The organism is Aeromonas sp. DSM 116730, assembly GCF_046581335.1.
GTDB lineage: Bacteria > Pseudomonadota > Gammaproteobacteria > Enterobacterales > Aeromonadaceae > Aeromonas > Aeromonas rivipollensis.
The window spans coordinates 1,589,374-1,610,243 of record NZ_CP144265.1 but is presented as its reverse complement, the minus strand read 5'-3'; the positions used below and the strand labels follow the sequence as shown (position 1 = coordinate 1,610,243).

Below are 20,870 nucleotides of genomic sequence, written 5' to 3'. Positions count from 1 at the left end.
GTTTAGCAAGAGGTGTGCCAAAGAGGGACGAGGGGGAGTTATTTGACCTTGTAGACGATGCCGGGGTTGCAGCGGATCATCTCGAACTTGTCGGTGAGGCCCGCCAGGGACTCCGAGGCCCCCAGCATCAGATAGCCGCCAGGATTGAGGCTGCTGGCAAACTGGTTGAGGATCTTGGACTTCACCTCAGGCGCAAAGTAGATGAGCACGTTGCGGCAGAAGATGATGTCAAACTTGCCGAGCAGGCTGTAGCTCTCCAGCAGGTTCAGGGGCCGGAAGCTGGTCAATTTTCTGACACGCTCCGATACCCGCATCTTGTTGTCGCCGCAGGGCTCAAAGAACAGCCGCTTGCGCTCGGGTGACAACCCGCGAGCCAGTGCCAGGCTGTCGTAGACCCCTTCCTTGCACTGGTTGAGCATGGTGCTGGAGATGTCGGTCCCCACTATCTGCACCCCGCCCGGCAAGGTGCCGGGACGTTTGACCTGCTGCTCCAGCGCCGTCATGGCGATGGAGTAAGGCTCCTGCCCGGAGGAAGAGGCCGCAGACCAGATCTTGATGGGACGACCACTCTTGCCGAGCTCGGGGAAAATCTTGTCACTCAGCAGCTGGAACGGGTAGGTATCGCGAAACCACAGGGTTTCATTGGTGGTCATGGCATCGACCACGGCCATCTTGAGCTCCCGTTCACGCACGTTCATCGCCCGGGTCACCAGTTCAGACAAACTCTCGATACCAAACTGAGTCATCAAGGGCGACAGACGGCTCTTGACCAGATACTGTTTGTTGTCACCCAGCACTATGCCGCTCTGCTGCGCCAGAAAATTGCTGAATTGCCTGTATAAGTCGTCCGAAAGTGTCTTCATGCAGTTGTTCTTCTTTATTAGAGAGCGCCTTGTACGGCCTTGGCCAATTCATCAGGCTGGAATTTGGCAATGAAGTTGTTCGCGCCAACTTTCTGCACCATGGCCTGATTGAACACCCCACTGAGGGATGTGTGCAGGATAACATGCAAATCCTTGAGGTTGGGATTGTTGCGGATCTCGGCGGTGAAGGTGTAGCCATCCATCTCCGGCATCTCGATGTCGGAGATGACCAGGGCAATCTGATCGAGGATGGGGCCCTGCTTGGTCATCTCCAGCAGCATGTTGAGGGCCTCCCGTCCATCCTTGGCCAGCACGCACTGCACCCCTATGGCCTCCAGCGCCCGCTGTACCTGCTTGCGCGCCACCGAAGAGTCGTCGGCGACCAGCACAGGACGGCCGTGGGGATTGCGCTCCACGCTGGCTTCCACCAGCTCGGCACTCACCTCGGTGGAGACAGGCGAGATCTCGTTGAGAATGCGCTCCACATCCAGGATCTCCACCAGCTCGCCATCCACCTCGGTCACCGCCGTCATGTAATTGATGCGACCGGCGCCCTTGGGGGGCGGCAGTATGGACTCCCAGTTCATGTTGATGATGCGCTCGACCGAATGGACCAGGAACCCCTGAACGGATCTGTTGTACTCGGAGATGATGATGAAGCACTTGGAGATGTCCTGGATGGGACGCTTGCCCATCGCCATGCTGAGATCGATCACCGAGATGGTCTGGCCGCGAATGTGCGCCACACCGCGAATGCAGGAGTTGAGCTTGGGCATGACGGTCAAGGGAGGGCACTGCAGCACCTCACGTACCTTGAATACGTTGATGCCAAATCTTTGACGTCCGTTGAGACGAAACAGCAGCAGCTCCAACCGGTTTTGTCCCACCAGCTGGGTCCGTTGGTTGACCGAGTCCAGAATACTCGCCATAAACACTCCCTAAAAAAACGCTTGGCACTGATCGTGCATGTTGTGTGTGCATGCACATTGGCTTGCATCAGACTATCGATGTCTCGACAACCGAAATCTGCAGCAAGCATAGTTAACTGCGATGGTGTACGTGAACAACTTATCGACCGGTAAGCAAAAATGATTAATAGACTTTTCCTCATCTTACTGCCGTTTTGCAGTCTCTCTCACGCCCTGGCATCCGAGGTGACGGACTATCTGCAGGAGCAGGCACAGACGTTCGTCCTCGACCAGCTGGATGTCGCCCTCGATGCCCAGGCCGAGGTGACCGCCGGTACCATAGATGAACGCCTTCCCCTGAACCACTGCGAAGAGGGGCTGACTATCTCCCTCCCGGCCAAGATGGAGATCCGCCGCAACACCACCGTCTACCTCAAGTGCGAGGGAGACAAACCCTGGGATCTCTATCTCCCGGTGCGGGTCAGCATCCAGAAACCCTATGTCACCGTCGCGGCTCCCGTGGCCAAGGGGGACATACTGAGCGAGTCCATGCTGACCCTGGCCTACCAGGATCAGACCCTGATCCGCGGTGACTATCTCACCGACCCGGCCGCTCTCATCGGGGTGCGCAGCAAGCGTGAACTCAAGCCGGGCCAGCCCATCAGGCTCACCCAGGTCTGCGTGGTCTGCAAGGGGGACCAGGTCACCCTGAGTGCGGAAAACAGCAGCATGCAGATCAAAACCATGGCCCGAGCCTTGCAAGATGGCAGCTTCGGAGACATGATCAGGCTCGTCAACATTCGTTCGGGCAGAGCGGTGCAGGGCCAGGTGAGTGCCGTTGGCTCTGTGGTGGTCACATTCTGACTGCTTTATTAATGCAGCAATTTTTTTCTAAAGTTCTGACCGCCGTCACCGATAAACAGGTAAGCGAACAGCAAAGCAGACGAAGGTAAACCGTATGGCTATCAACAATATCAACAACTTGGCAAACAGCCGGTTGCAAAACAGTGGGACCAGTCAAGGTGTAGCCACCAAGTCCGCGACCTCTGCCGAAAGCAATCGCGCGGCGACCGTCAAGACCGACTCTGTCTCCTTGACCAGTGAGGCGCAGCAATTGCAACAGATGCAGAAGTCCCTCAACACCGCCTCCACCGGTAACGAGAGCCGCGTCGAAAGCCTGAAGAAGGCCGTGGCCAGTGGTGAATACAAGGTCAACAGCGAAGCCGTGGCCAGGAAGATGTTCAGCTTCGAAGCGGATCTGGACAAACGGCTGGGATGATGGAACTGCCTTCGCTGCTGCACGCCCAGGACGACAACCTCTCCCAGATGCAAGGTTTGCTGGCAGAGGAATTTGACCTGCTCAAGGCACACCGGGCCCTGGCCTTGCCGGCGCTGGCCGAGCGCAAGCAGCAACTGCTTGAGGCCATAGAGACCCTGGACAAGAGATTGGCCGAGCTGCCCGATCTGCAGCAACAACTCGGCGCCTTCCCGACCCAGTTGCAGGCCCTGCAAGCCAAGCTGGACGCCTGTCAGGAGCAGAACAACCTCAACGGTCGGCTGCTCGAGCTCAGCATCATCTCCAATCGCCGCCTGGCGAGCTTTCTCAGCAAGTTGCGAGACAGCAACTCCCTGACCTATGACGCCAAGGGCAATACCCGCTCCGGTACCCGCTCCCTGGGGATCAAGGCCTAATTCTCTCTCCTTCCTTCTCTTGATACCCTGCCGTCAGAGCACCAGTTCCATCAGCCTTGCTCCATCGCGGCAGGCATGAATGCTCATGACGCCATCCTCATAACGGCCATAGCTGGCCGCCCATTCTCCCCTCGGAAAGCAGATGGAACCCGGGTTCACCAACACCAGTTCCCCTTCTTGCCGCGCTTCTCGTCGCAATACGGGCAGGTGGGTATGGCCGCTGATGAAGAGGCTGCCCGCCGGCAGGGGCACCGCCTCGGGATCATAGAGATGTCCATGGCTGACGAACCAGCGCCGCCCGTCCACCAGCAACTGGTTGTAGGGGGCCGTGATGGGGAAGTGCAGCAGCATCTGATCCACTTCGGAATCGCAGTTGCCCCGCACCGCCATGATCCGGGGGGCCAGCTGGTTGAGCCGCGCCGCCACGGCGGCAGGATCATAACCCGCCGGCACCGGATTGCGCGGGCCGTGGTTGAGCAGATCCCCCAGCAACAGATAGTGATCCGGCTGCCAGGGTGCAAGCTGCGCCAGTACCTGCTCCAGGGCAGGCAAGCTGCCGTGCAGATCGGAAATGATGGCTATCTTCATCGCACACTCCTCATGGCTGGCTGAAGTAGAGATCCTTGGTGGCGATGGCCCCCTTCAGGTTGCTGCTCGGCAAGCCGCGCAGGGCGGGGTCCACCAGCCTCATCTGGTTGTAGTGATAGACGGGGATGACGGGCATCTCCTCCATCAGCAGCTGTTCGGCCTGGCGGTAGAGCCCGGTTCGGGCGGCGCCATCCAGGGTGTCCGCCGCTTGCTGCAACAGGCCGTCGAAGGCCGGGTTGCAGTAGCCGCTCTCGTTCTGGGGATCCTGACAGCGGAAGCTGCCCAGCATGGACGAGGGCTCGACATAGTCACCAAACAAGAAGGAGCGGGCCAGCATGAAGTCGCCGCTGTCCTTGGCCACCTGATAGGCATTCCACTCCATGTTGTTGAGGCTGACCTCCACCCCCAGCGGCTTCCACATGGCCGCGACCGCCAGGGCCAGCTTCTTGTGGTTCTCCGAGGTGTTGTAGGTCAGCGTCAGCTTGAGGGGGTGGGCACTGTTGTAGCCCGCCTCCGTCAGCAGGGCGGCAGCCCTGGCCAGACGGGTCGGCATGTCCTCCAGGGCCAGCGCCGAACCCAGCTCTTCGTAATCCGGCATGCCGGGCAGCAGGGACCAGGCCGGCCGCTCCCCCTGACCGCTCACCTTCTCGGTCAGCAGGCGGCGATCTATGGCCATGGAGAGCGCCTGACGCACCCGCACATCCTGCAGCTCGGGGCGGCGCAGGTTGAAGGTATAGAGGTAGGTGCCCAGCAGCGGCAGACCCCAGATCCGCTCCGGGGTCTCTTCCATGGTCTTCTGGTAATACTCCAGCGCCACCTTGTTGGTGAGCTGGATCTCCCCCGCCTCGTAGCGCAACCGCTCCGCGTGCTGGGAAGCCAGGGGCAGATAGGTCACCCGCTGGATCCGGGTGTGGGCATCATCCCAGTACTGGGGGTTGCGCTCGGCTTCGATACGCTCGTTCGGCACCCAGTTCACCAGCCGGTAGGGGCCATTGCTGACCAGCTTGCCAGGCTGGGTCCACTGCTTGCCAAACAGGGTGATGGCCCGCTCGTTGACCGGCACGAAGGGGCGCTGGCTGATGAGCTGCAGGAAGTAGGGTACGGGCCGCTCCAGGGTCACCTTGAGGATCTGATCGCTCTCGGCCTCCACCCCCAGGGCATCGAGATCGAGGGCACCGGCATAGATGGACTGGGCGTTGTTGATGCCGGTCGCCAGCAAGAGACCGGCGGAGGGCGAGGCCTGCGCCGGGCTCAGAAGACGCCGCCAGGCGTAGACGAAATCCCGGGCGGTGAGCGGCTCGCCGTTGGACCATTTGAGCTGCGGACGCAGGAAGAAGCGCCACACCAGGCCATCCTCGCGCGTCTCCCAGCGCTGGGCCTGCGCCGGCACTATCCTGCCCTGCCCATCCTCGCTGACCAGCCCCTCGAACAAGTCCACCAGCACCACCTCCCCCGGGAAACCGGAGCGGATCTGGGCAGGGTCGAGGGACTCGGGTTCGGCGCCGTTGCCCTTGACCAGGGTCTGTCTGTCGGAGAGGGCAGGCTGCTGCACCACTGTGGTCGCCTGCAACGGCGGCGCCAGCATTAGTCCGAGCAGCAAGGGAGAGAGCCAGCGACGGGCTGGCCGGGCGGCGAAACGGTAAAGCATGACATCAACCTCGTTCAATTCACTTTATTTCAAGAAGGGGAAGGCCGGCGGCGCGCCTTAAAACGAATGCATGATGCCGCGCTTGTTATCCCCGAAGACGCCCCGTATTGTATCGGGCTTGCCCGGCAGATGGAGTCTTTCGGGCTATTTTTTTCAGGGGATTTTTCCCAACTATCAGCCATGGGTGCGCAAGATCGCCTGAGGGCCCCCTCGACTCGCCTCGCATGAAGGTCAGTCAGGCCGCCATGGCGCTCGATACTGGCATCAGCCCGGCTGATTTTTACCGTTTCAGGGGTCTTTATGGGGTATGAGTGGCTGGCGCTGGCTGCCGCCAGTTTATGGGCCGTCGCGGCCCTGATTTCCGTCAAACCGGCGCGCCATCTGGGGGCCTTTGCCTACAGCCGCTGGCGGATGTTTCTGGTCAGCCTGATGCTGGCCAGCGCCAGCCTGATCACGGGGGGCTGGCAGACACTCACCGAGAGCGCCCTGCCACTGCTGGCGTTGTCGGGGCTTATCGGCATCTTCGTCGGTGACACCGCCCTGTTCGCCTGCATGAACCGGCTTGGCCCCAGGCGCAGCGGCTTGCTGTTCTCCTGCCATGCGCTCTTCTCCGCCCTGCTCGGGCTCTGGCTGTTCGGCGAACAACTCGGTGGCTGGCGTCTGGTGGGGGCCTTGCTGGTGCTAGCCGGGGTCATGCTCGCCATCCTGTTCGGCCGCCGTGGCAACCCGCAGCAGGCCCAACAGCACAACGAGTGGGAGCAGGTGCGCGGCCACCTCGCCGTCGGCATCGCCCTCGGCCTGACCGCGGCTCTTTGTCAGAGCCTGGGGGCCATCATCGCCAAACCTGTGATGATGGCTGGCAACGTGGACGCGGTGAGCGCCTCCGGCATCCGCATGGGGAGCGCCCTGCTGGCGCACTGTGCCCTGCGGGTGCTGCGGGTGCCGCTGGCCATGCCGCACAACCCCATCAACCGCCAGGTGCTGGGCATGATAGGCATCAACGGTTTCCTGGCGATGGCGCTCGGGATGACGCTCATCCTGGTTGCCCTGCGCCAGGGGGACGTGGGCATGGTGGCCATCCTCTCCTCCACCACCCCGGTCATACTGCTGCCCCTGCTGTGGTGGCACTCAGGGATGCGCCCTGCCCTGCCCGCCTGGGCCGGTGCCCTGCTGGCCACCCTGGGCACGGCCATGGTATTGGGAGCGGGGTAAGTCGGGGGTTGATGTTGGGCTTAGCTCCGCTTCGCGCCAACCTACACCCAATCCTCAGGATCGTCCGAACAGGCTTCGCTATTCGAATCTTGTATCTTACTTGCGTGATGATTAGCTCTCATCACATGAGGCTGAGGAAGCCAGATTCGAACCTTAAGGAACTAAACCTTGTGCCGTAGATATGGCCCTCATCCTCACCTCATCGCCAAACCCGACACTGAACGGTAGCCAAGGGCTCAGACCCTGTATGTACAAGGCAAGTGGGCGATTTGGTCATTAACATGAGGAATTTGCCATGCACTATCTCGGTATTGATGTGGCCAAGGCCAAGTTGGATTGTTGTCTATTGCTTGAGCTCTCGAGCTGTAAGCGAAAGACAAAGTCCTTTTCCAACAACGACTCTGGTTTTACCGAGTTAGTCCATTGGCTTGATAAGCAACGGATCTCGGCTTCTGATACCCATGCGGTAATGGAAGGCACTGGGGTTTATCACGAACGAGCTGCCATCGCACTACATGACGCGGGGATGCAGGTATCGATCATCAATCCCGCACAGGCTCGCGATTTTGCCAAAGGATTAGCTATTCGAAGTAAAACGGATGGGCTCGATAGCTTGGTGCTGGCGCGCTACGGCGCATTAGTCCAGCCCACCATTTGGATACCCCCAACGCCACAGGCTCGAGCCCTGCAAGCTTTGCTGTCTCGAGTTGATGCAGTCCACCAAGACCTGCTGCGTGAGAAAAATCGGCAGGAAAAAGCCGACGCAACAGACACGCCAGAACTGATTCGCCAGTCACTGGCTGACTCAATTATGTTCCTGCAAACGCAGCTCAAAAAGCTTCGGCAAGACATAGATGATCACATTAATCGTCATCCGGAACTTCGTGACGATGCCGCATTGCTGATCACTATTCCGGGCGTTGGAATAAAAACAAGTCAGCACCTCTTGTCAGTCATACACCTCCACCACTTCCATACAGCTGAACGCCTCGCGGCCTATTTGGGCGTGGTGCCGATACAGCGGCAGTCTGGCAGCTCGGTACTTGGCAGGCCCAAGCTATCCAAGACTGGGCCTTCGCATATCAGAGCGGTGCTCTATATGGCAGCCGTGGTTGCAAGCAGACATAACCCCCATGTAAAAGCACTTTACGAACGGCTGATCGCGTCTGGAAAAAGCAAAATGTCGGCATTAGGTGCTGCAATGCGCAAGCTGGTACACCTGTGCTTTGGCGTCATTAAAAACCGTCAGCCGTATAACAAAAACTACAGCCAGGAATCTTGCTAACACAGACGGTATCTACAAAATTCAATTGGTTCTGCAGGTTCGATTAGCCGCGTCGCGGCGTAATCGGACGCGGTAACATCATTGCGAACGTTCGCCGTCGGATGGCGCGATTAAAACTGGGCCACTTCCTCGGCGGTCAGCTCCCGGTATTCCCCCGGTGCCAGCTGGTCGTCCAGGCCGAGCGCCCCGATCCGCTCCCGATGCAGCCCTATCACCTTGTTGCCGATGGCGGCAAACATCCGCTTCACCTGGTGGTACTTGCCCTCGTGAATGGTGAGGCGCGCCTCGCACTCCCCCAGGATCTCCAGCTGGGCGGGGCGGGTCTTGTCGGTCTCGTTGCGCAGGTAGACGCCATCTTCAAACAGCGAGATGGCATCCTCGCTCACGGGGTCGGCCAGCCAGACATGATAGGTCTTGGCACACTCGTGGCGCGGCGAGGTGATGCGGTGGGACCACTTGCCGTCGTCGGTGATCAGCACCAGGCCTGTGGTGTCGAGATCGAGCCGGCCCACCACGTGCAGCTTGCCCATGGCGGGCTCATCCAGCAGGTGGAAGACGGTGGCGTGATCGGGGTCCTCGTTGGAGCAAACGTAGCCTTCCGGCTTGTGCAGCATGAAGTAGCGATTCTGCTGATTCAGGGTCAAGGTCACGCCATCAAACTCGATCAGGCTCTGCTCATTGATGTGGAAGGCGGGCTGCTTGACCAGGATACCGTCCACCATCACCTCCCCCTGACGGATCAGCTTGCCCGCCTGGGAACGGGTCAAATCGGAGCAATCGCAAAGAAATTTATCGAGCCGCATGCACAAAACCTCGGAATCCAACGTTATCAAGGGGCGTCATTATATAGGCCGAACCTCACAACGCCAGCACTAAGGGAGAAGTTAGGCAGATGGCGCCTGACGCCATGATGTGCCAGTGATAGACTGCCGACAGAGCGCCGACACCACGCATAATAATAATCCCAGGAAGCCCCCATGAAGCCGACTCAGCCTCATCCCGTCATCCCCGTCAACCAGTTGCAACCTGGCATGTACGTACTAGCCATCGCCAGCCAGACCGGCGCCATGGAAATCGCCCAGACGGGGTTGGTGACCAACCGTCAGCAGGTGGATGCGCTGATCCGGCGCGGCGTGCTGACGGTGAGGGTGGATCTCGCCCGCAGCAAGCTGCCCGGGATAGAGCAGGTCGTCTCCCCGAGCCCGGCCCACAGCGCCGGCTCGGCGCGTCCCGCAGGCAGTGGCGAAGGGCGCGAGCTCAAGATCCGCCGTCTCTATCAGGAGGCCCGTGAGCTGCAGGGCAAGTTCATTCGCCACCTCAAGGCGGGGGAGCCCATCGACATCACCCCGCTGGCGGCGGTCGCCGAGGAGATGGTGGACACCATGTTCACCCATGGCGACGCCATGCTCTGTCTGGCGCGGATCCGGGCCAAGGATGCCTACCTGATGGAACACTCCATGAACGTGGCCATCCTCTTGGCGAACTTCGGCCGTTATCTCGGGCTTGAGCGCAACGTGCTCAAGGAGCTGACCCTGGGCGGCCTGCTCCACGACGTGGGCAAGATCATGACTCCGGACGAGGTGCTCAACAAGCCGGGCAAGCTGACCGACGAGGAGTTTGGCGTGATGCGTCAGCACGTGGTGCACAGCTACGACATCCTCAGCAATACCGCCGGCATCACCCCCACCATGCTGGAGGTGGCCGCCAACCACCACGAGCGCCTCGATGGCACCGGCTATCCCCAGCGGCTCAAGGGGGAACAGCTATCCCTCTATACCCGCATGAGCGGCATCGTCGATGTCTACGATGCGGTGACGGCAGACAGGGTCTACAAGCAGGGGATGCAACCGACCCAGGCGTTTCGCATCCTGCTCAAAGGCATCGATCAGCACTTTGATGCCGAGCTGGTCACCAAGTTCATCAAGTGCATGGGGGTCTATCCGGTGGGCACCCTGGTGCAGCTCTCCAACCAGCGGCTGGCGGTCGTGATGCAGCGCAACGAACAGCAACCGCTCAAGCCGGTGGTCAAGGTGATCTATCACGCCACCCAGCGCCACTACCTCGAGGTGCAGTGGCTGGATCTCGCCAGAAACGGGGGGCAGGAGAGCATAGAGAGCACGGTCGATCCCAAGGAGTTTGGCATCAACCTGGCCAACTTCGTCTAGCGAGCCTGGGACTCAGGTGCCTGCTCGCGGCAGTAGCGGAGAAGGAACTCTTCATCCAGCGGGGAGAGATCGAAGCGGACGCAGGCCTCTTCGATGGCCCGGATGTCGTGTTCATGGTGTTCGCTGAGCCAGCGTACGGCGCGGCGCAGATCCTCACCATGGGGCAGCAGGGTATGGTCGCTCATGGTACACCTCCAGTCAGCCATAGATACTCGCCCGTCACATCGAGCGCTCTCCTACTAGCTTAGTCCTCCCCCGACATGCCGCCCTCTCCTCCCGAACCACCCGGCGCGATCGCACGCCACCCCGCTTGCGGCTTGACGCCGACCACCCCATCGAGGGTATGCTCGTTCCCTTCCGGCGCCATCTCATGGCCCTGCTTCTCACACAAGGACGCTGTATGCAAGCCAAGGACAAGTGTCTGGCCGCCCTGGTCATTCTCTGCTGGGGACTCAACTTCGTGGCGATCAAATGGGGGCTGGAGGGCATACCGCCGCTGCTGCTGGGAGCGCTGCGCTTCGTCGGCGTTGTCTTCCCCGCCATCTTGCTGGTGCCCAGACCCGCCATGCCCTGGCGCTGGCTGCTGGCCTATGGCGGTGCCATCAGCCTGGGGCAGTTTGCCTTCCTGTTCTGCGCCATGAAGTTCGGCATGCCGGCGGGCATGGCCTCCCTGGTGCTGCAATCCCAGGTGGTGTTCACCCTGCTGTTCGCCATGATCTGGCTGGGGGAGCGCTGGCAGCCCCACCACTGGGTGGCGCTGCCGCTGGCGGGGGCCGGCCTCTATCTCATCGCCACCAACGGCGAGGGCAACCTGACCCTGCTCGGCTTCGTGCTGACCCTGTGCGCCGCCGCCTGCTGGGGCCTTGGCAACGTCATCAATCGCCAGATTGGGCTACGCTATCAGACCTCATTACCCAGCCTCATCGCCTGGGGCGGCCTGGTGCCCATACTGCCCTTCTTCGCGCTCTCCTGGCTGTTCGAGGGGCCCGATGTCATTGCCACCAGCCTGCTCAACTTCAGCTGGCAGGGGCTCTTGTGCGTGCTCTATCTGTCGCTGGTCGCCACCTGGCTTGGCTACGGCCTCTGGGGGCGGCTGCTGATGCGCTATCCGGTGGCCCAGGTGGCGCCACTCTCCCTGCTGGTGCCCTGCGTCGGCATGGTGGCGGCCGCCCTGCTGCTCGATGAACACCCCACGACCCTGCAGTGGCTGGGCTCGGGCCTGGTGCTGCTCGGCTTCGTGGTTCATCTGCTGGGCGGAAAAATGAGGCTGTTCAAGGCACAAGCCGAACATTGACCTCGATGGGGAAACTTCCCATGATGGATCAGGCCCTCACGGGCCTCACAGCTTGACCCCGGCAGGACGCCAACCATCAGGAGAGCAAGGACATGCTGCACAGTTCACCCTCGGTCATCCCCACTTTGCCGCGTGTCATACGGGTCGCGGCCATGATGCTCCCCCTTTGCTGGAGCGCCTTCAGCTGGAGCGCCACCCTGCCGGCGGATCTCAAGTGGGAGAGCAACGACACAGACCCCGTCTATGCCGATCCACAGGCCAAACGGGGCGGCACCTTCCGTGACTTCATGTCGAGCTTCCCGCTCACCTTGCGCAAGTACGGGCCCGACTCCAACGGCAGCTTCGCCGGTTACGTTCGTGAAACCAATCTGCCCCTGCTCGCCACCCATCCGGTGACCGGCAATCCCATCCCCATGCTGGCCAACCAGTGGGCCTTCGGCGCCGATCACAAGACCCTCTATTTTCGCCTCAACCCCAGGGCGCGCTGGTCGGACGGCCAACCCGTCACCGCCGATGACTGGCTCTTTACCCTCAAGATGATGCGCAGCAAGGAGATAAGCGACCCCTGGTACAACAACTACTACAGCACCCAGATAAGCGAGGTGACCAGGTTCGACGATCACACCCTCGCCATCACCAGCGGCACCGAGAAGAGCCGGGAGGATTTGCTGGAATCCCTGCCGTTCAGCCCGGAGCCGAGCCATGCCATCAAGCTCACGGCCAACTGGGTCAAGGAGTACAACTGGAAGGTGCTGCCGGTCACCGGTGCCTACCAGATTGGCGAGCTGAAGAAGGGCAAGTCGGTCACCTTCAACCGGGTCAAGGATTGGTGGGGTGACGGGGAGCGCTACTTCCAGCACCGCTTCAACCCGGACCGGATAGAGATCAAGGTGCTCAGGGATCAGAACATCGCCTGGCAGCACTTCCTGCGTGGCGATCTCGACACCTTCCCGCTGGTCATGCCCAACTGGTGGCACGACAAGAGCAAGACAGCCGAATTCGAGAAGGGCTATATCGAACGGCTCTGGTTCTACAACCAGACCCCGCAGTCCCCCATGGGGCTTTACCTCAACACCGCAGACCCGCTGCTCAAGGATCTCAATGTGCGGCTCGGCATCCAGCATGCCCTCGCCTTCGACAAGATGATCGCCACCCTGCTGCGGGGGGACTACCAGCGTCTCAACAGCTACGGCTCGGGCCAGGGGGCCTTCACCAACACCGATATCAAGGCACGCCCCTTCGATCCCAGGCTCGCACGGGACTACTTCGCCAAGGCGGGCTTCACCACGACGGGGCCGGATGGCATCTTGCAAAACGACAGGGGTCAGCCCCTCTCCCTCAGCATCACCTACACCACGGCGGAGCATGCCCAGCGCCTGACCCTGCTGCGGGAAGAGGCGAAGAAGGCGGGCCTCACTCTGGAGCTGAACCTGATGGATGCCTCCGCTGGCTTCAAATCCATGCTGGAGAAGAAGCATCAGAGCGCCTGGATGGCCTGGAGCAGTGGCCGCTATCCCGCCTACTGGGAGCACTTCCACAAGGTCAACGCCAACAAGCCCCAGACCAACAACATCATGAACCTCGATGACGACGCCATCTCGGCCCTGGTGGATCAATACGACAAGGCCTTCGACTTCGGCAAGAAGGCCGAGCTCTCACGCCAAATCCAGCAGCGGCTCTATGAGCTGGCCAGCTTCGTCCCCGCCTATCAGGTCCCCTATACCCGGGCAGGCGCCTGGCGCTGGATAAAACTGCCCAAGATTCCGGCAACCCCCCAGAGCGATCTGCTCTACTGGCCCCTGGATGGCGCCAACTCGGGCTACAGCTTCGGCGGCCTGCTCTGGATTGACGAGGAGCTGAAAGCGGAGACAACAGCCGCCATCAAGCAGGGCAAGACCTTCCCTCCCGTCACCCTGATCGACACTCGCTATCAAAAGCCCTGAGCCCTCTTCACGCTCTGGCTCGGCACAAACAAAAGACCCCGCACTGTGGCGGGGTCTTTTTTGTGGCAGCAGCGCCTGGGCGGGACTTAGCCGCGCTTGGCCTGCTTTTGCGCGATGGCGTCGGCCACGTCGGCCGGATCCAGCACTATGCCTTCCTGCTCCGGGGTCGGGAACACGGCCACGCAGAGCTCGTCCTGTTCCATGCCGTCGACCCAGCGATCCAGCCACACCTTGAGGGTGATGGACTGCGGCTTGCAATCTGCCCACTCGCCTTCGGCCCACGCCTTGGCGTATTCCGGATGCGGCCAGACCGGGATGCAGTCTTCGTCTTCGGTGGTCAGCATCATGACGCCGTGCTCGTCGGTCAGAACAAACAGCTCTTCGTGCTCGACCAGCTTGCTGATGAAGTGATCAAAGCGGTAGTCGGCGTTCAGTTGCAGCGCGGCATTGCGCTCGGTGTCGCTAAGTTCATAGCTCATTGGTCAAGTCTCTCATTCAATAAAGGGCGACATGTTCACATCTTGCTGGCGCCTTGTCCAGCAAGAGTGCTCAGTCGCTCCTGTTTCGGTTATCTCAGCCCAGCGCCGGGGTCACCAGGGTGATCTCCGCCGTCTCGCAGAAACGCTGGCGCAGCCAGTAGGCGGACTCCACCTCCACGAAGCAGAGCTGATCCCGACCGGCCCAAACCCCTGCCATGATCTGCTCGAAGCGTCTCTGCTGCTGCTGCTCCCAGGCGACCGCCAGCTTGGAGCCATGGGCTTCATCCACCACCCCACGGCGCAGCTCGAACAGGTTATCGGTGATCGGGCTATTTATCTTGCCAGGGCTGTGCCAGTACATCAGCAGGTTGTCCAGCATCTCTTCGTCGTAACTCGCCAGCGCGTCCAGCTCGGGCGTCTCACCCTGGCCGCCGGCCCCGAAATCGCACCACCCCGCCGCCAGAGGAGCCAGACTCTGGGCCTCGCGCCCCTTGGCATGCTGGCGCAGGGCGGTGACATCGGCCCCCTTGATGGATGGCAGCCAGAGATCCCCCTGATGCTCATCGAGCAAGGGGAGCAACAAGGACGGTGCATAAACAGGAAAGCGGGGACCTAGGGTGTGCAGCAGAGATACCAGTGTGACAGTGATCATGAGACGCGCCTTGAGCTGGAAGACCTGGGTTCATACCTGGCCAGGAGGACAAAAGAGAGACTATTCTACCATGTTTGCCGGCACGCAGACTCTGCTCGTCCAACCAGCCGGGGCATGACGCTTCCGGCCAAAAAAGCAGCGTTCAGGCAAAGCCGGCCCAGAGAAAGCCCAATACTTTGAGCCAGCGCCCACTAAAGTCAAACCGGGAATGCTAGTTTGCATACATCTTTAGCGTAAGGAGTGCATCCATGAGTGGGATCGACCAGGTTTCTGACGATTTTGTGAATGAGCTGAAAATACTGGCATGCTTTGATCCGGCGAACATGAGTCTGGGGATCAAGTTACGCAGCGACATGTCTGAAGAGTTGTGCCTCGCGGCGCAGCGTCTGCATCAACAAGGCATGATCAGTGCCGTCGATGGCGGCTATCTGACCCCCTTCGGCATGACCATGCTGGAGCATCTTCAACACCTGCTGGTGGCGCTCAAGCCGAATTGAGTTCCTGCGGCGCCCAGAGCGAGAAGTTGAGCAATTCCCAGCGCTTTCCCTGCCGCAGCAGACAAGCAAACAACAAAGGACCTTCGGGTCCTTTTACCTTGCCATCGATCAACCACTCCCCCGCCCGCTTCGGGACAGGCTGCGCCTTGATCTCCTCGGGCTGCTCAGCCTTGCCCAAACGGACCTGCACGAATTGCTGGCACACTGTCACGGCCTCGTTTGCCGCGGGATCCGGCACGGTGGTATTGGCAAGCGCCACTGTCAGCAAGAGTGATGGGATCATGATGATGGTCATTGGCAAACGTGGTTTATGAATATGCCATAAAACAAAAAGCCGTGGCACCAGAGGTACCACGGCTTTCTTAAATTCTGTAAGAATTACAGAGCAGTTACGTTCTCAGCCTGCGGGCCTTTCTGACCTTGGGTCACGGAGAACTGTACGCGCTGACCTTCAGCCAGGGTACGGAAACCGTTACCGCTGATAGCGCTGAAGTGAACGAAAACGTCCGGGCCGTTTTCTTGCTGGATGAAGCCAAAACCTTTGGTTTCGTTGAAAAACTTAACGGTACCGGTGATCATGTTAGACATATCTTTAACCTGTATTCAAAATAATTACTTATGCTTTTCAGCGGATAAAGCTCAAAAACGGGATTAACTTATGAACAACAGGAAAAGATGCAAAACATCATATTCATTGACATAACTAACGCCCTTTCAAGCTGGTTTAGATTATACGTGCCTTTGTCGATTACGCAACCAAATTTGCACCCCGCCGGGGGCAGGGTGCAATCACTTACGCATCCGCCGCTTCCAGTGCCTGAACCAGGGCTTTGAGGAAGCGCGCCGCCTCTCCGCCGGTACAGGCTCTGTGGTCAAATGTCATCGACAAGGGCAGTGCCCGGACCGGCCGTGCCTCCCCATGGATGAAGACCACTTTTTCGAACAGCTTGCCCGCCCCTATGATGGCCACCTGGGGTGGCGTGACTATGGGGCTGGCATAGCGGCCTGCAATGGCGCCAAAGTTGGTGAGGGTGATGGTCGCCCCCTGCAGCATCTCCCGCGGTACGGCGCGCGCCTTCACATCGGCGATCATCCGATCCAGTCCGTGCCGAATGTCCGCCCTCTCCCGCTCAGCCACGTTCTCCATCACCGGCACATAGAGCCCGTGTTTGGAGTCGACGGCAATGGCCACATTGACCTCCCTGAACAGCCTCCTCGACAGGGTATCACCGTCAAACCAGGCATTCATGGAGGGCTCGGCACGACAGGCCACCCCGATGGCCTTGATGAGGCGTACCGTCACGTCTTCGTCTGCCCGCCAGTGACGCAGGTCCACCTCGTCGGTGATGCTGACCGGCACAACAGTCTGATGGGAGTGCTCCATCGCCTTGGCCATGGCCCGGCGCGAGCCCTTGAGGAACTCGTTGCCGCTGCTCTGCAACGCTTCGAAGGCGCTCTGCACGTCCTGCTCGGTCACCATGCCGGCGCTGCCAGTGCCTTTGAGTCTGTCGATGTCCAGCCCCAGCTTTTGCGCCAGCAGACGCACCGCCGGCATGGCCTGCACCAGGGCGCCACCGGGCGCCATGGCACCTACCACGAAGTGATCCTCGATGTGCTGTTGATGGGCGCTGACCTTGCCCACCACGGTGCCGTCGTCCTCACCCCCCTCAAACTCCACCAGGGGAGCGCCGATGTGGAGAATGTCTCCCTCCTGGCCGCACAGCCTGGCGATCACCCCCGCCACTGGCGAGGGCACATCCACCAGCGCCTTGGCAGTTTCCACCGACAGCAGCACCTGATCGACACTCACTGTGTCGCCAGCACTGACCTTCCATTCGACTATCTCGGCCTCGGCCAAGCCTTCGCCCAGATCCGGTAATTTAAAAAATTTCATGACCAGTTCTCCATACACGGGAACATCACCAAAGGTTGACCGACTTCATGGCTCTTCCTTGCTCGTGCGCCTGGGCGCCGACAGTTGAAAAACGTCATAGCCACTTGTTCTCCATCAGTTGGTGAGCCGCATCCGCTATATCCTGCTCGGTGATGAGGTAATACTCCTCGTTGCGGTAGTAGGGAACGGCGGCATCCACCCCGGTGAGCCTTCTTGGCGGCGCCTTGAGGGAGGTCAACGCCTCCTCGGTGACCCGCGCCACGATTTCGGCACCCACCCCGAAGCTGCCACAGGCCTCGTGCACCACCAGCAGACGCCCGGTCTTGCGCACCGAGGTCAGGATGCTCTCCATGTCCAGGGGTTTGATGGTCGCAAGATCCAGCACTTCGCACTGGATGTCCTGCTCCGCCAGCAGGGCGGCGGCCCGCATCACCTCCTGGATGCAGGCCCCCCAGGCGACCACGGTGAGATCCCGTCCGGGCCTCAGGGTGAAGCAGACATCCAGCGGCAGGCCGACGCCGTCATCCACCACGTCCGACTTCATGGAGCGATAGATGCGGTCCGGCTCGAAGAACATCACGGGATCCGGGTCGCGAATGGCCGACAGCAGCAGGCCATATGCCCGCCTCGGGCTCGAAGGGATCACGACCCGTAGCCCGGGGATATGGGCAAACAGGGCTTCGACGCTCTCGCTATGGTGCTCGGGCGAATGGATGCCGGCCCCGTAGGGGGAACGATAGACGATGGGACAGGAGAGCCGGCCACGGGTGCGGTTTCGCATCCGCGCCGCCTGGCAGATGATCTGCTCCATGCCGGGGAAGATGAAGCCCTGGAACTGGAATTCGGCCACGGGCTTGAGTCCCTGGGTCGCCATGCCGACCGCCACCCCGGCGATCAGCCCCTCGGCGAGCGGGGTGTCTATCACCCGCTTGAAGCCGAACTTGTCGCGCAGGCCCACGGTGGCGCGAAACACCCCGCCGTTGACCCCCACATCCTCGCCGAGCACCACCACGTCAGGGTCTCGCTCCATCTCATGATGCAGCGCCAGATTGATCGCTTCGAGCAGCGTTATTTCACTCATGCAGCCTCCCCAGACCCATCTCGTGATGCAATGTCAGGTGAATCGCTTCGCGCAGTGTCATGTCACTCATGGTGTGTCTCCCCGCCGCGCTGCTGCATGCCCTTGGCGATGATGCGCTGACGCTGGGCACGGTACTCCCTCGGCAGCTCGGCAAACTGGTAATCGAGCAGGGTTTCCGGCGCCTGCGGTGCCATGCCTTCATAGGCGGCCACGGCACGCTCGACCTCCCGGCTCGCCTCCGCCAGCAACGCCTGCTCCTGATGCTCGTCCCACCAGCCCTGATCGGCCATGAACTGGCGTAGCCGCTTGACCGGCTCCTTGGCCCAGGCGGCTTCCACCTCGGCGGCCTCGCGATAGCGGGTCGCGTCATCGGCAGTGGTGTGATCCCCGAGCCGGTAGCTGACGGCTTCGATAAGCGTCGGTCCCTTGCCGCTGCGGGCCCGCTCCATGGCGGCGCGGGTCGCCTCATAGACGGCCACCACGTCGTTGCCATCGACCTGCAGGCTGCGCACTCCGGCCCCTATCCCCTTCTGGGCCAGAGTAGGCGCGCTCGACTGCAGCTTGCGCGGCACCGAGATGGCCCACTGGTTGTTGTTGATGATCATCACCATGGGGAGGTGCCAGACACCGGCGCAGTTGAGCCCCTCGAGAAAATCTCCTTTGGAGGTGCCGCCATCGCCTATGGTCACCACGGCAACCCTGGGCTGGTTGCGCAGCTTGAAGGCGGCCGCTATGCCAGCTGCATGGGTGATCTGGGTGGCGATGGGGACGCAGATGGGCAAGTCTTCCGACAACTCGCCATCGGCCTTGTAAAAGACACTGCCCCGCTCATCCCCGCCCCAATATTGCAGGTTCTGCTCCATGGGCACGCCCCGCACATAGAGGGTGGGCATGTCCCTGTAGTAGGGCACATAGACATCCTCTGGCCGCATGGCGAGACCGACCCCGATTCCCACCGCCTCAGCCCCCAGATGGGAGGGAAAGGTGCCGAGCTTGCCGGTTCGCTGCAGTGCTATCGCTTTCTTGTCGTAACTGCGCACCATCACCATGTTGCGGTAGAAGGTGTGCAGCATCGCCTTGTCCAGCCAGGTCGGCAGTGTCGCGACCGGGCGCCCCTCCTCATCGAGGTAACGAAGGAAGGGGATGTCGACATGGGTCATAACTGGCTCCTTGCCGTTGTCAGCGTCACCACCATGAGGTGACACTTAGAATGTAAATAAGATGTTAAGCAAAGGACAAGGTGATTCAGTCAGGTAAGACCAGTAGAAACTTCTTTAATTTCAGAAAGAAGATGAGATTTTCGGCGAGCAGAAACGAAGAAGGGAGCCCTTTCGGGCTCCCTGTCAGGGTGAGTTCGGGATCACGTCCATCCTGGTCACGCCGCCTGGGGCGCAGGGTTGACGTGAAAAGATGGGTTCAGATCACTCCCACAGACGGGTCGGCACCACCAGCAGCATGGTCCGCTGGCCGATGGCCACGTTGGCATTGGGGAAGACCACCGCCTCCCGCGCTTTCTCTACCCTGTACTGCCGATCCCCATCTTCCGCCAGCACAAACCCCTGGGGAAATTCGGTGAAATTGTCCACGTCGCTGGCAAACAGGAAACGAAACGCGGCCGTTTGCTTGTTGATCACCCGATCGATGGCAAAAATCGTGAAGTCATCAGCCCGCCAGGGCTCGAGCACCACCTCATCCTGGGTCACCAGCTCCTGCAACGCCTGACGCGCCTCGATGAAGCGGGTCATGTCGTTCTCGCCAAAGGGGCGCACCTTGCCGAGCTCCACCGTGAAGGCATGGGCGCCATGCTGGTGCGAGCTGTAATAGCTGAAGGTGGTGGTCGGGCCGCTCGAGAGCAGTATGGTGCGCACCCCGCAGGCCCCGAGGAACTGCACCTGCTCCTTGCAGTGCGGCCGCTCGTGGGGGAAGGGGTAGACCGCAAACTTCTCGTGGCGGGAGCCGCGAATGGCGGTGTGCAGATCGTAGTGATAACGGGGCCGGGCGGGATCGGCAAAGAAGCGGCTCACATACTGCTCCAGGCGCATGGCGCGAATGCGCTCCCTGTTGCACAGCCCCTCCCCCTTGCTGTGGGCTCCAGAGAAGAGCCGGTTCATGTTCTCCTCCACCTCGCGCGCCCCCTGGTTCATGGCGGCGGGGTTGCCAAAGAGGAAGAGCACCCGGTGGCGAGCCTGAAGCTCCCCGCCGAGCAGCCGGGTCAGCAACTGGTTGCAGATCTCGATGGGGGCTGTCTCGTTACCGTGAATGCCGCAGGAGAGCACTATGTCCTTGCGCCCGCCAGGCAACTGACCCATGGGCTCCAGGCAGAGCACGCCGGTGTCCCACACGCTCACCCGGGTGCCGTTGGCCAGGTCGAAGGCAAAGGGCTCGAGCTGCCACTCATGGCGGCGGGTCAGGGCCAAAAAGTCATGCTGGGGAATCATCCATCTCACCCTCTTGTCTGGAATGCTATGGCCGGATTATACGCAAGGCAGGCGGGCTTAAAATCAATTTTTAAACAAATTCAAACAGTAAGGATACAAAGTTGGCGAGGGATGATGACAACTCATGCCACAGGGGGCAAACAGAAGGAAAATCAGACAAGGGGAAATGACAGGAAACGGCAACAGGGAAAAAGTGAGGCCCGTTTGAGGGCGAAAAACATCAGGCAGAGC

The 20,870-nt window shown here is 60.6% G+C and carries 23 protein-coding genes; 9 read left to right on the top strand and 14 right to left on the bottom strand.

The features are described 5' to 3' along the window. Positions 1 to 38: 38 nt before the first annotated feature. Positions 39 to 863 carry a CheR family methyltransferase gene (locus tag Aeroheme_RS07485; protein ID WP_005329773.1) on the bottom strand — a complete coding sequence of 275 codons (825 nt, stop codon included), beginning with the start codon at positions 861 to 863 and terminating at the stop codon, positions 39 to 41. A 17-nt stretch (positions 864 to 880) separates the two neighbouring features. Then, positions 881 to 1,792 carry a chemotaxis protein CheV gene (locus tag Aeroheme_RS07480; RefSeq protein WP_411167006.1) on the bottom strand — a complete coding sequence of 304 codons (912 nt, stop codon included), beginning with the start codon at positions 1,790 to 1,792 and terminating at the stop codon, positions 881 to 883. A gap of 237 nt (positions 1,793 to 2,029) precedes the next feature. On the opposite strand from Aeroheme_RS07480, the gene flgA reads away from it, so the two are divergent. The 3 genes from flgA to Aeroheme_RS07465 all read left to right on the top strand — a co-directional run bounded on the left by flgA (position 2,030) and on the right by Aeroheme_RS07465 (position 3,463). After that, positions 2,030 to 2,635: a flagellar basal body P-ring formation chaperone FlgA gene (gene flgA / locus Aeroheme_RS07475; protein WP_411167226.1), complete on the top strand. Its 606-nt coding sequence runs from the start codon at positions 2,030 to 2,032 to the stop codon at positions 2,633 to 2,635. A gap of 94 nt (positions 2,636 to 2,729) precedes the next feature. Further along, complete coding sequence (flgM, locus tag Aeroheme_RS07470) at positions 2,730 to 3,050, top strand: flagellar biosynthesis anti-sigma factor FlgM (protein ID WP_163135153.1); 321 nt, start codon at positions 2,730 to 2,732, stop codon at positions 3,048 to 3,050. Beyond that, entirely contained in the window at positions 3,047 to 3,463 is a 417-nt protein-coding gene (locus Aeroheme_RS07465; RefSeq protein WP_234569711.1) for a flagella synthesis protein FlgN, read from the top strand. Before flgM ends, Aeroheme_RS07465 begins: the two co-directional genes overlap by 4 nt. Before the next feature lie 33 nt (positions 3,464 to 3,496). On the opposite strand, the gene yfcE is transcribed toward Aeroheme_RS07465, so the two are convergent. Together yfcE and Aeroheme_RS07455 are read right to left on the bottom strand one after the other, a co-directional pair. Continuing rightward, positions 3,497 to 4,051 carry a phosphodiesterase gene (gene yfcE, locus Aeroheme_RS07460; RefSeq protein ID WP_163135158.1) on the bottom strand — a complete coding sequence of 185 codons (555 nt, stop codon included), beginning with the start codon at positions 4,049 to 4,051 and terminating at the stop codon, positions 3,497 to 3,499. A gap of 10 nt (positions 4,052 to 4,061) precedes the next feature. Then, positions 4,062 to 5,699, bottom strand: coding sequence for a peptide ABC transporter substrate-binding protein (locus Aeroheme_RS07455; RefSeq protein WP_411167005.1), 1,638 nt, complete (start codon positions 5,697 to 5,699; stop codon positions 4,062 to 4,064). 300 nt (positions 5,700 to 5,999) lie between these two features. Here Aeroheme_RS07455 and Aeroheme_RS07450 point away from each other — a divergent pair, with 300 nt between their 5' ends. Both Aeroheme_RS07450 and Aeroheme_RS07445 read left to right on the top strand, forming a co-directional pair. Next, the gene (locus Aeroheme_RS07450; protein ID WP_163153919.1) at positions 6,000 to 6,911 is read left to right on the top strand and encodes a DMT family transporter; all 912 of its coding nucleotides are present in this window, start codon (positions 6,000 to 6,002) and stop codon (positions 6,909 to 6,911) included. A gap of 295 nt (positions 6,912 to 7,206) precedes the next feature. Continuing rightward, entirely contained in the window at positions 7,207 to 8,196 is a 990-nt protein-coding gene (locus Aeroheme_RS07445) for an IS110 family transposase (RefSeq protein ID WP_171273969.1), read from the top strand. Between the two features lie 110 nt (positions 8,197 to 8,306). On the opposite strand, the gene rsuA is transcribed toward Aeroheme_RS07445, so the two are convergent. Next, a complete protein-coding gene (gene rsuA / locus Aeroheme_RS07440) occupies positions 8,307 to 8,999 on the bottom strand; it encodes a 16S rRNA pseudouridine(516) synthase RsuA (RefSeq protein ID WP_368168873.1) in 693 nt (230 codons plus the stop codon). Between the two features lie 174 nt (positions 9,000 to 9,173). Here rsuA and Aeroheme_RS07435 point away from each other — a divergent pair, with 174 nt between their 5' ends. Then, positions 9,174 to 10,361, top strand: a complete 1,188-nt coding sequence (locus Aeroheme_RS07435; RefSeq protein ID WP_368168874.1) for an HD-GYP domain-containing protein — start codon at positions 9,174 to 9,176, stop codon at positions 10,359 to 10,361. Here Aeroheme_RS07435 and Aeroheme_RS07430 read toward each other — a convergent pair. Then, entirely contained in the window at positions 10,358 to 10,546 is a 189-nt protein-coding gene (locus Aeroheme_RS07430) for a hypothetical protein (protein WP_005331455.1), read from the bottom strand. The two genes, Aeroheme_RS07435 and Aeroheme_RS07430, sit on opposite strands and share 4 nt — an antisense overlap. Positions 10,547 to 10,761: 215 nt before the next feature. On the opposite strand from Aeroheme_RS07430, the gene Aeroheme_RS07425 reads away from it, so the two are divergent. Beyond that, positions 10,762 to 11,655 (top strand): EamA family transporter, encoded by an 894-nt coding sequence (locus Aeroheme_RS07425; protein WP_005331452.1) that lies wholly within the window; start codon positions 10,762 to 10,764, stop codon positions 11,653 to 11,655. 152 nt (positions 11,656 to 11,807) lie between these two features. Next, the gene (locus tag Aeroheme_RS07420; protein WP_411167004.1) at positions 11,808 to 13,598 is read left to right on the top strand and encodes an extracellular solute-binding protein; all 1,791 of its coding nucleotides are present in this window, start codon (positions 11,808 to 11,810) and stop codon (positions 13,596 to 13,598) included. 86 nt (positions 13,599 to 13,684) lie between these two features. On the opposite strand, the gene Aeroheme_RS07415 is transcribed toward Aeroheme_RS07420, so the two are convergent. Continuing rightward, positions 13,685 to 14,077: a DUF2750 domain-containing protein gene (locus Aeroheme_RS07415; RefSeq protein WP_005331447.1), complete on the bottom strand. Its 393-nt coding sequence runs from the start codon at positions 14,075 to 14,077 to the stop codon at positions 13,685 to 13,687. A 94-nt stretch (positions 14,078 to 14,171) separates the two neighbouring features. After that, positions 14,172 to 14,729, bottom strand: a complete 558-nt coding sequence (locus Aeroheme_RS07410; RefSeq protein ID WP_041206055.1) for a hypothetical protein — start codon at positions 14,727 to 14,729, stop codon at positions 14,172 to 14,174. A gap of 248 nt (positions 14,730 to 14,977) precedes the next feature. On the opposite strand from Aeroheme_RS07410, the gene Aeroheme_RS07405 reads away from it, so the two are divergent. Further along, a complete protein-coding gene (locus Aeroheme_RS07405) occupies positions 14,978 to 15,226 on the top strand; it encodes a TIGR02647 family protein (RefSeq protein ID WP_025327553.1) in 249 nt (82 codons plus the stop codon). Here the strand turns inward: Aeroheme_RS07405 and Aeroheme_RS07400 are convergent. The 6 genes from Aeroheme_RS07400 to astE all read right to left on the bottom strand — a co-directional run bounded on the left by Aeroheme_RS07400 (position 15,213) and on the right by astE (position 20,639). After that, complete coding sequence (locus Aeroheme_RS07400) at positions 15,213 to 15,509, bottom strand: hypothetical protein (RefSeq protein ID WP_167402303.1); 297 nt, start codon at positions 15,507 to 15,509, stop codon at positions 15,213 to 15,215. The genes Aeroheme_RS07405 and Aeroheme_RS07400 overlap by 14 nt on opposite strands. A gap of 95 nt (positions 15,510 to 15,604) precedes the next feature. Continuing rightward, complete coding sequence (locus Aeroheme_RS07395) at positions 15,605 to 15,814, bottom strand: cold-shock protein (protein ID WP_005331438.1); 210 nt, start codon at positions 15,812 to 15,814, stop codon at positions 15,605 to 15,607. A gap of 205 nt (positions 15,815 to 16,019) precedes the next feature. After that, entirely contained in the window at positions 16,020 to 17,120 is a 1,101-nt protein-coding gene (locus Aeroheme_RS07390) for a dihydrolipoamide acetyltransferase family protein (RefSeq protein WP_005331437.1), read from the bottom strand. Positions 17,121 to 17,214: 94 nt separating this feature from the next. Next, positions 17,215 to 18,201, bottom strand: a complete 987-nt coding sequence (locus tag Aeroheme_RS07385; protein WP_411167003.1) for an alpha-ketoacid dehydrogenase subunit beta — start codon at positions 18,199 to 18,201, stop codon at positions 17,215 to 17,217. Between the two features lie 62 nt (positions 18,202 to 18,263). Beyond that, positions 18,264 to 19,361 carry a pyruvate dehydrogenase (acetyl-transferring) E1 component subunit alpha gene (pdhA, locus tag Aeroheme_RS07380; protein WP_106886345.1) on the bottom strand — a complete coding sequence of 366 codons (1,098 nt, stop codon included), beginning with the start codon at positions 19,359 to 19,361 and terminating at the stop codon, positions 18,264 to 18,266. Positions 19,362 to 19,622: 261 nt separating this feature from the next. Next, the gene (gene astE, locus Aeroheme_RS07375) at positions 19,623 to 20,639 is read right to left on the bottom strand and encodes a succinylglutamate desuccinylase (protein ID WP_368168878.1); all 1,017 of its coding nucleotides are present in this window, start codon (positions 20,637 to 20,639) and stop codon (positions 19,623 to 19,625) included. Positions 20,640 to 20,870: the final 231 nt, after the last annotated feature.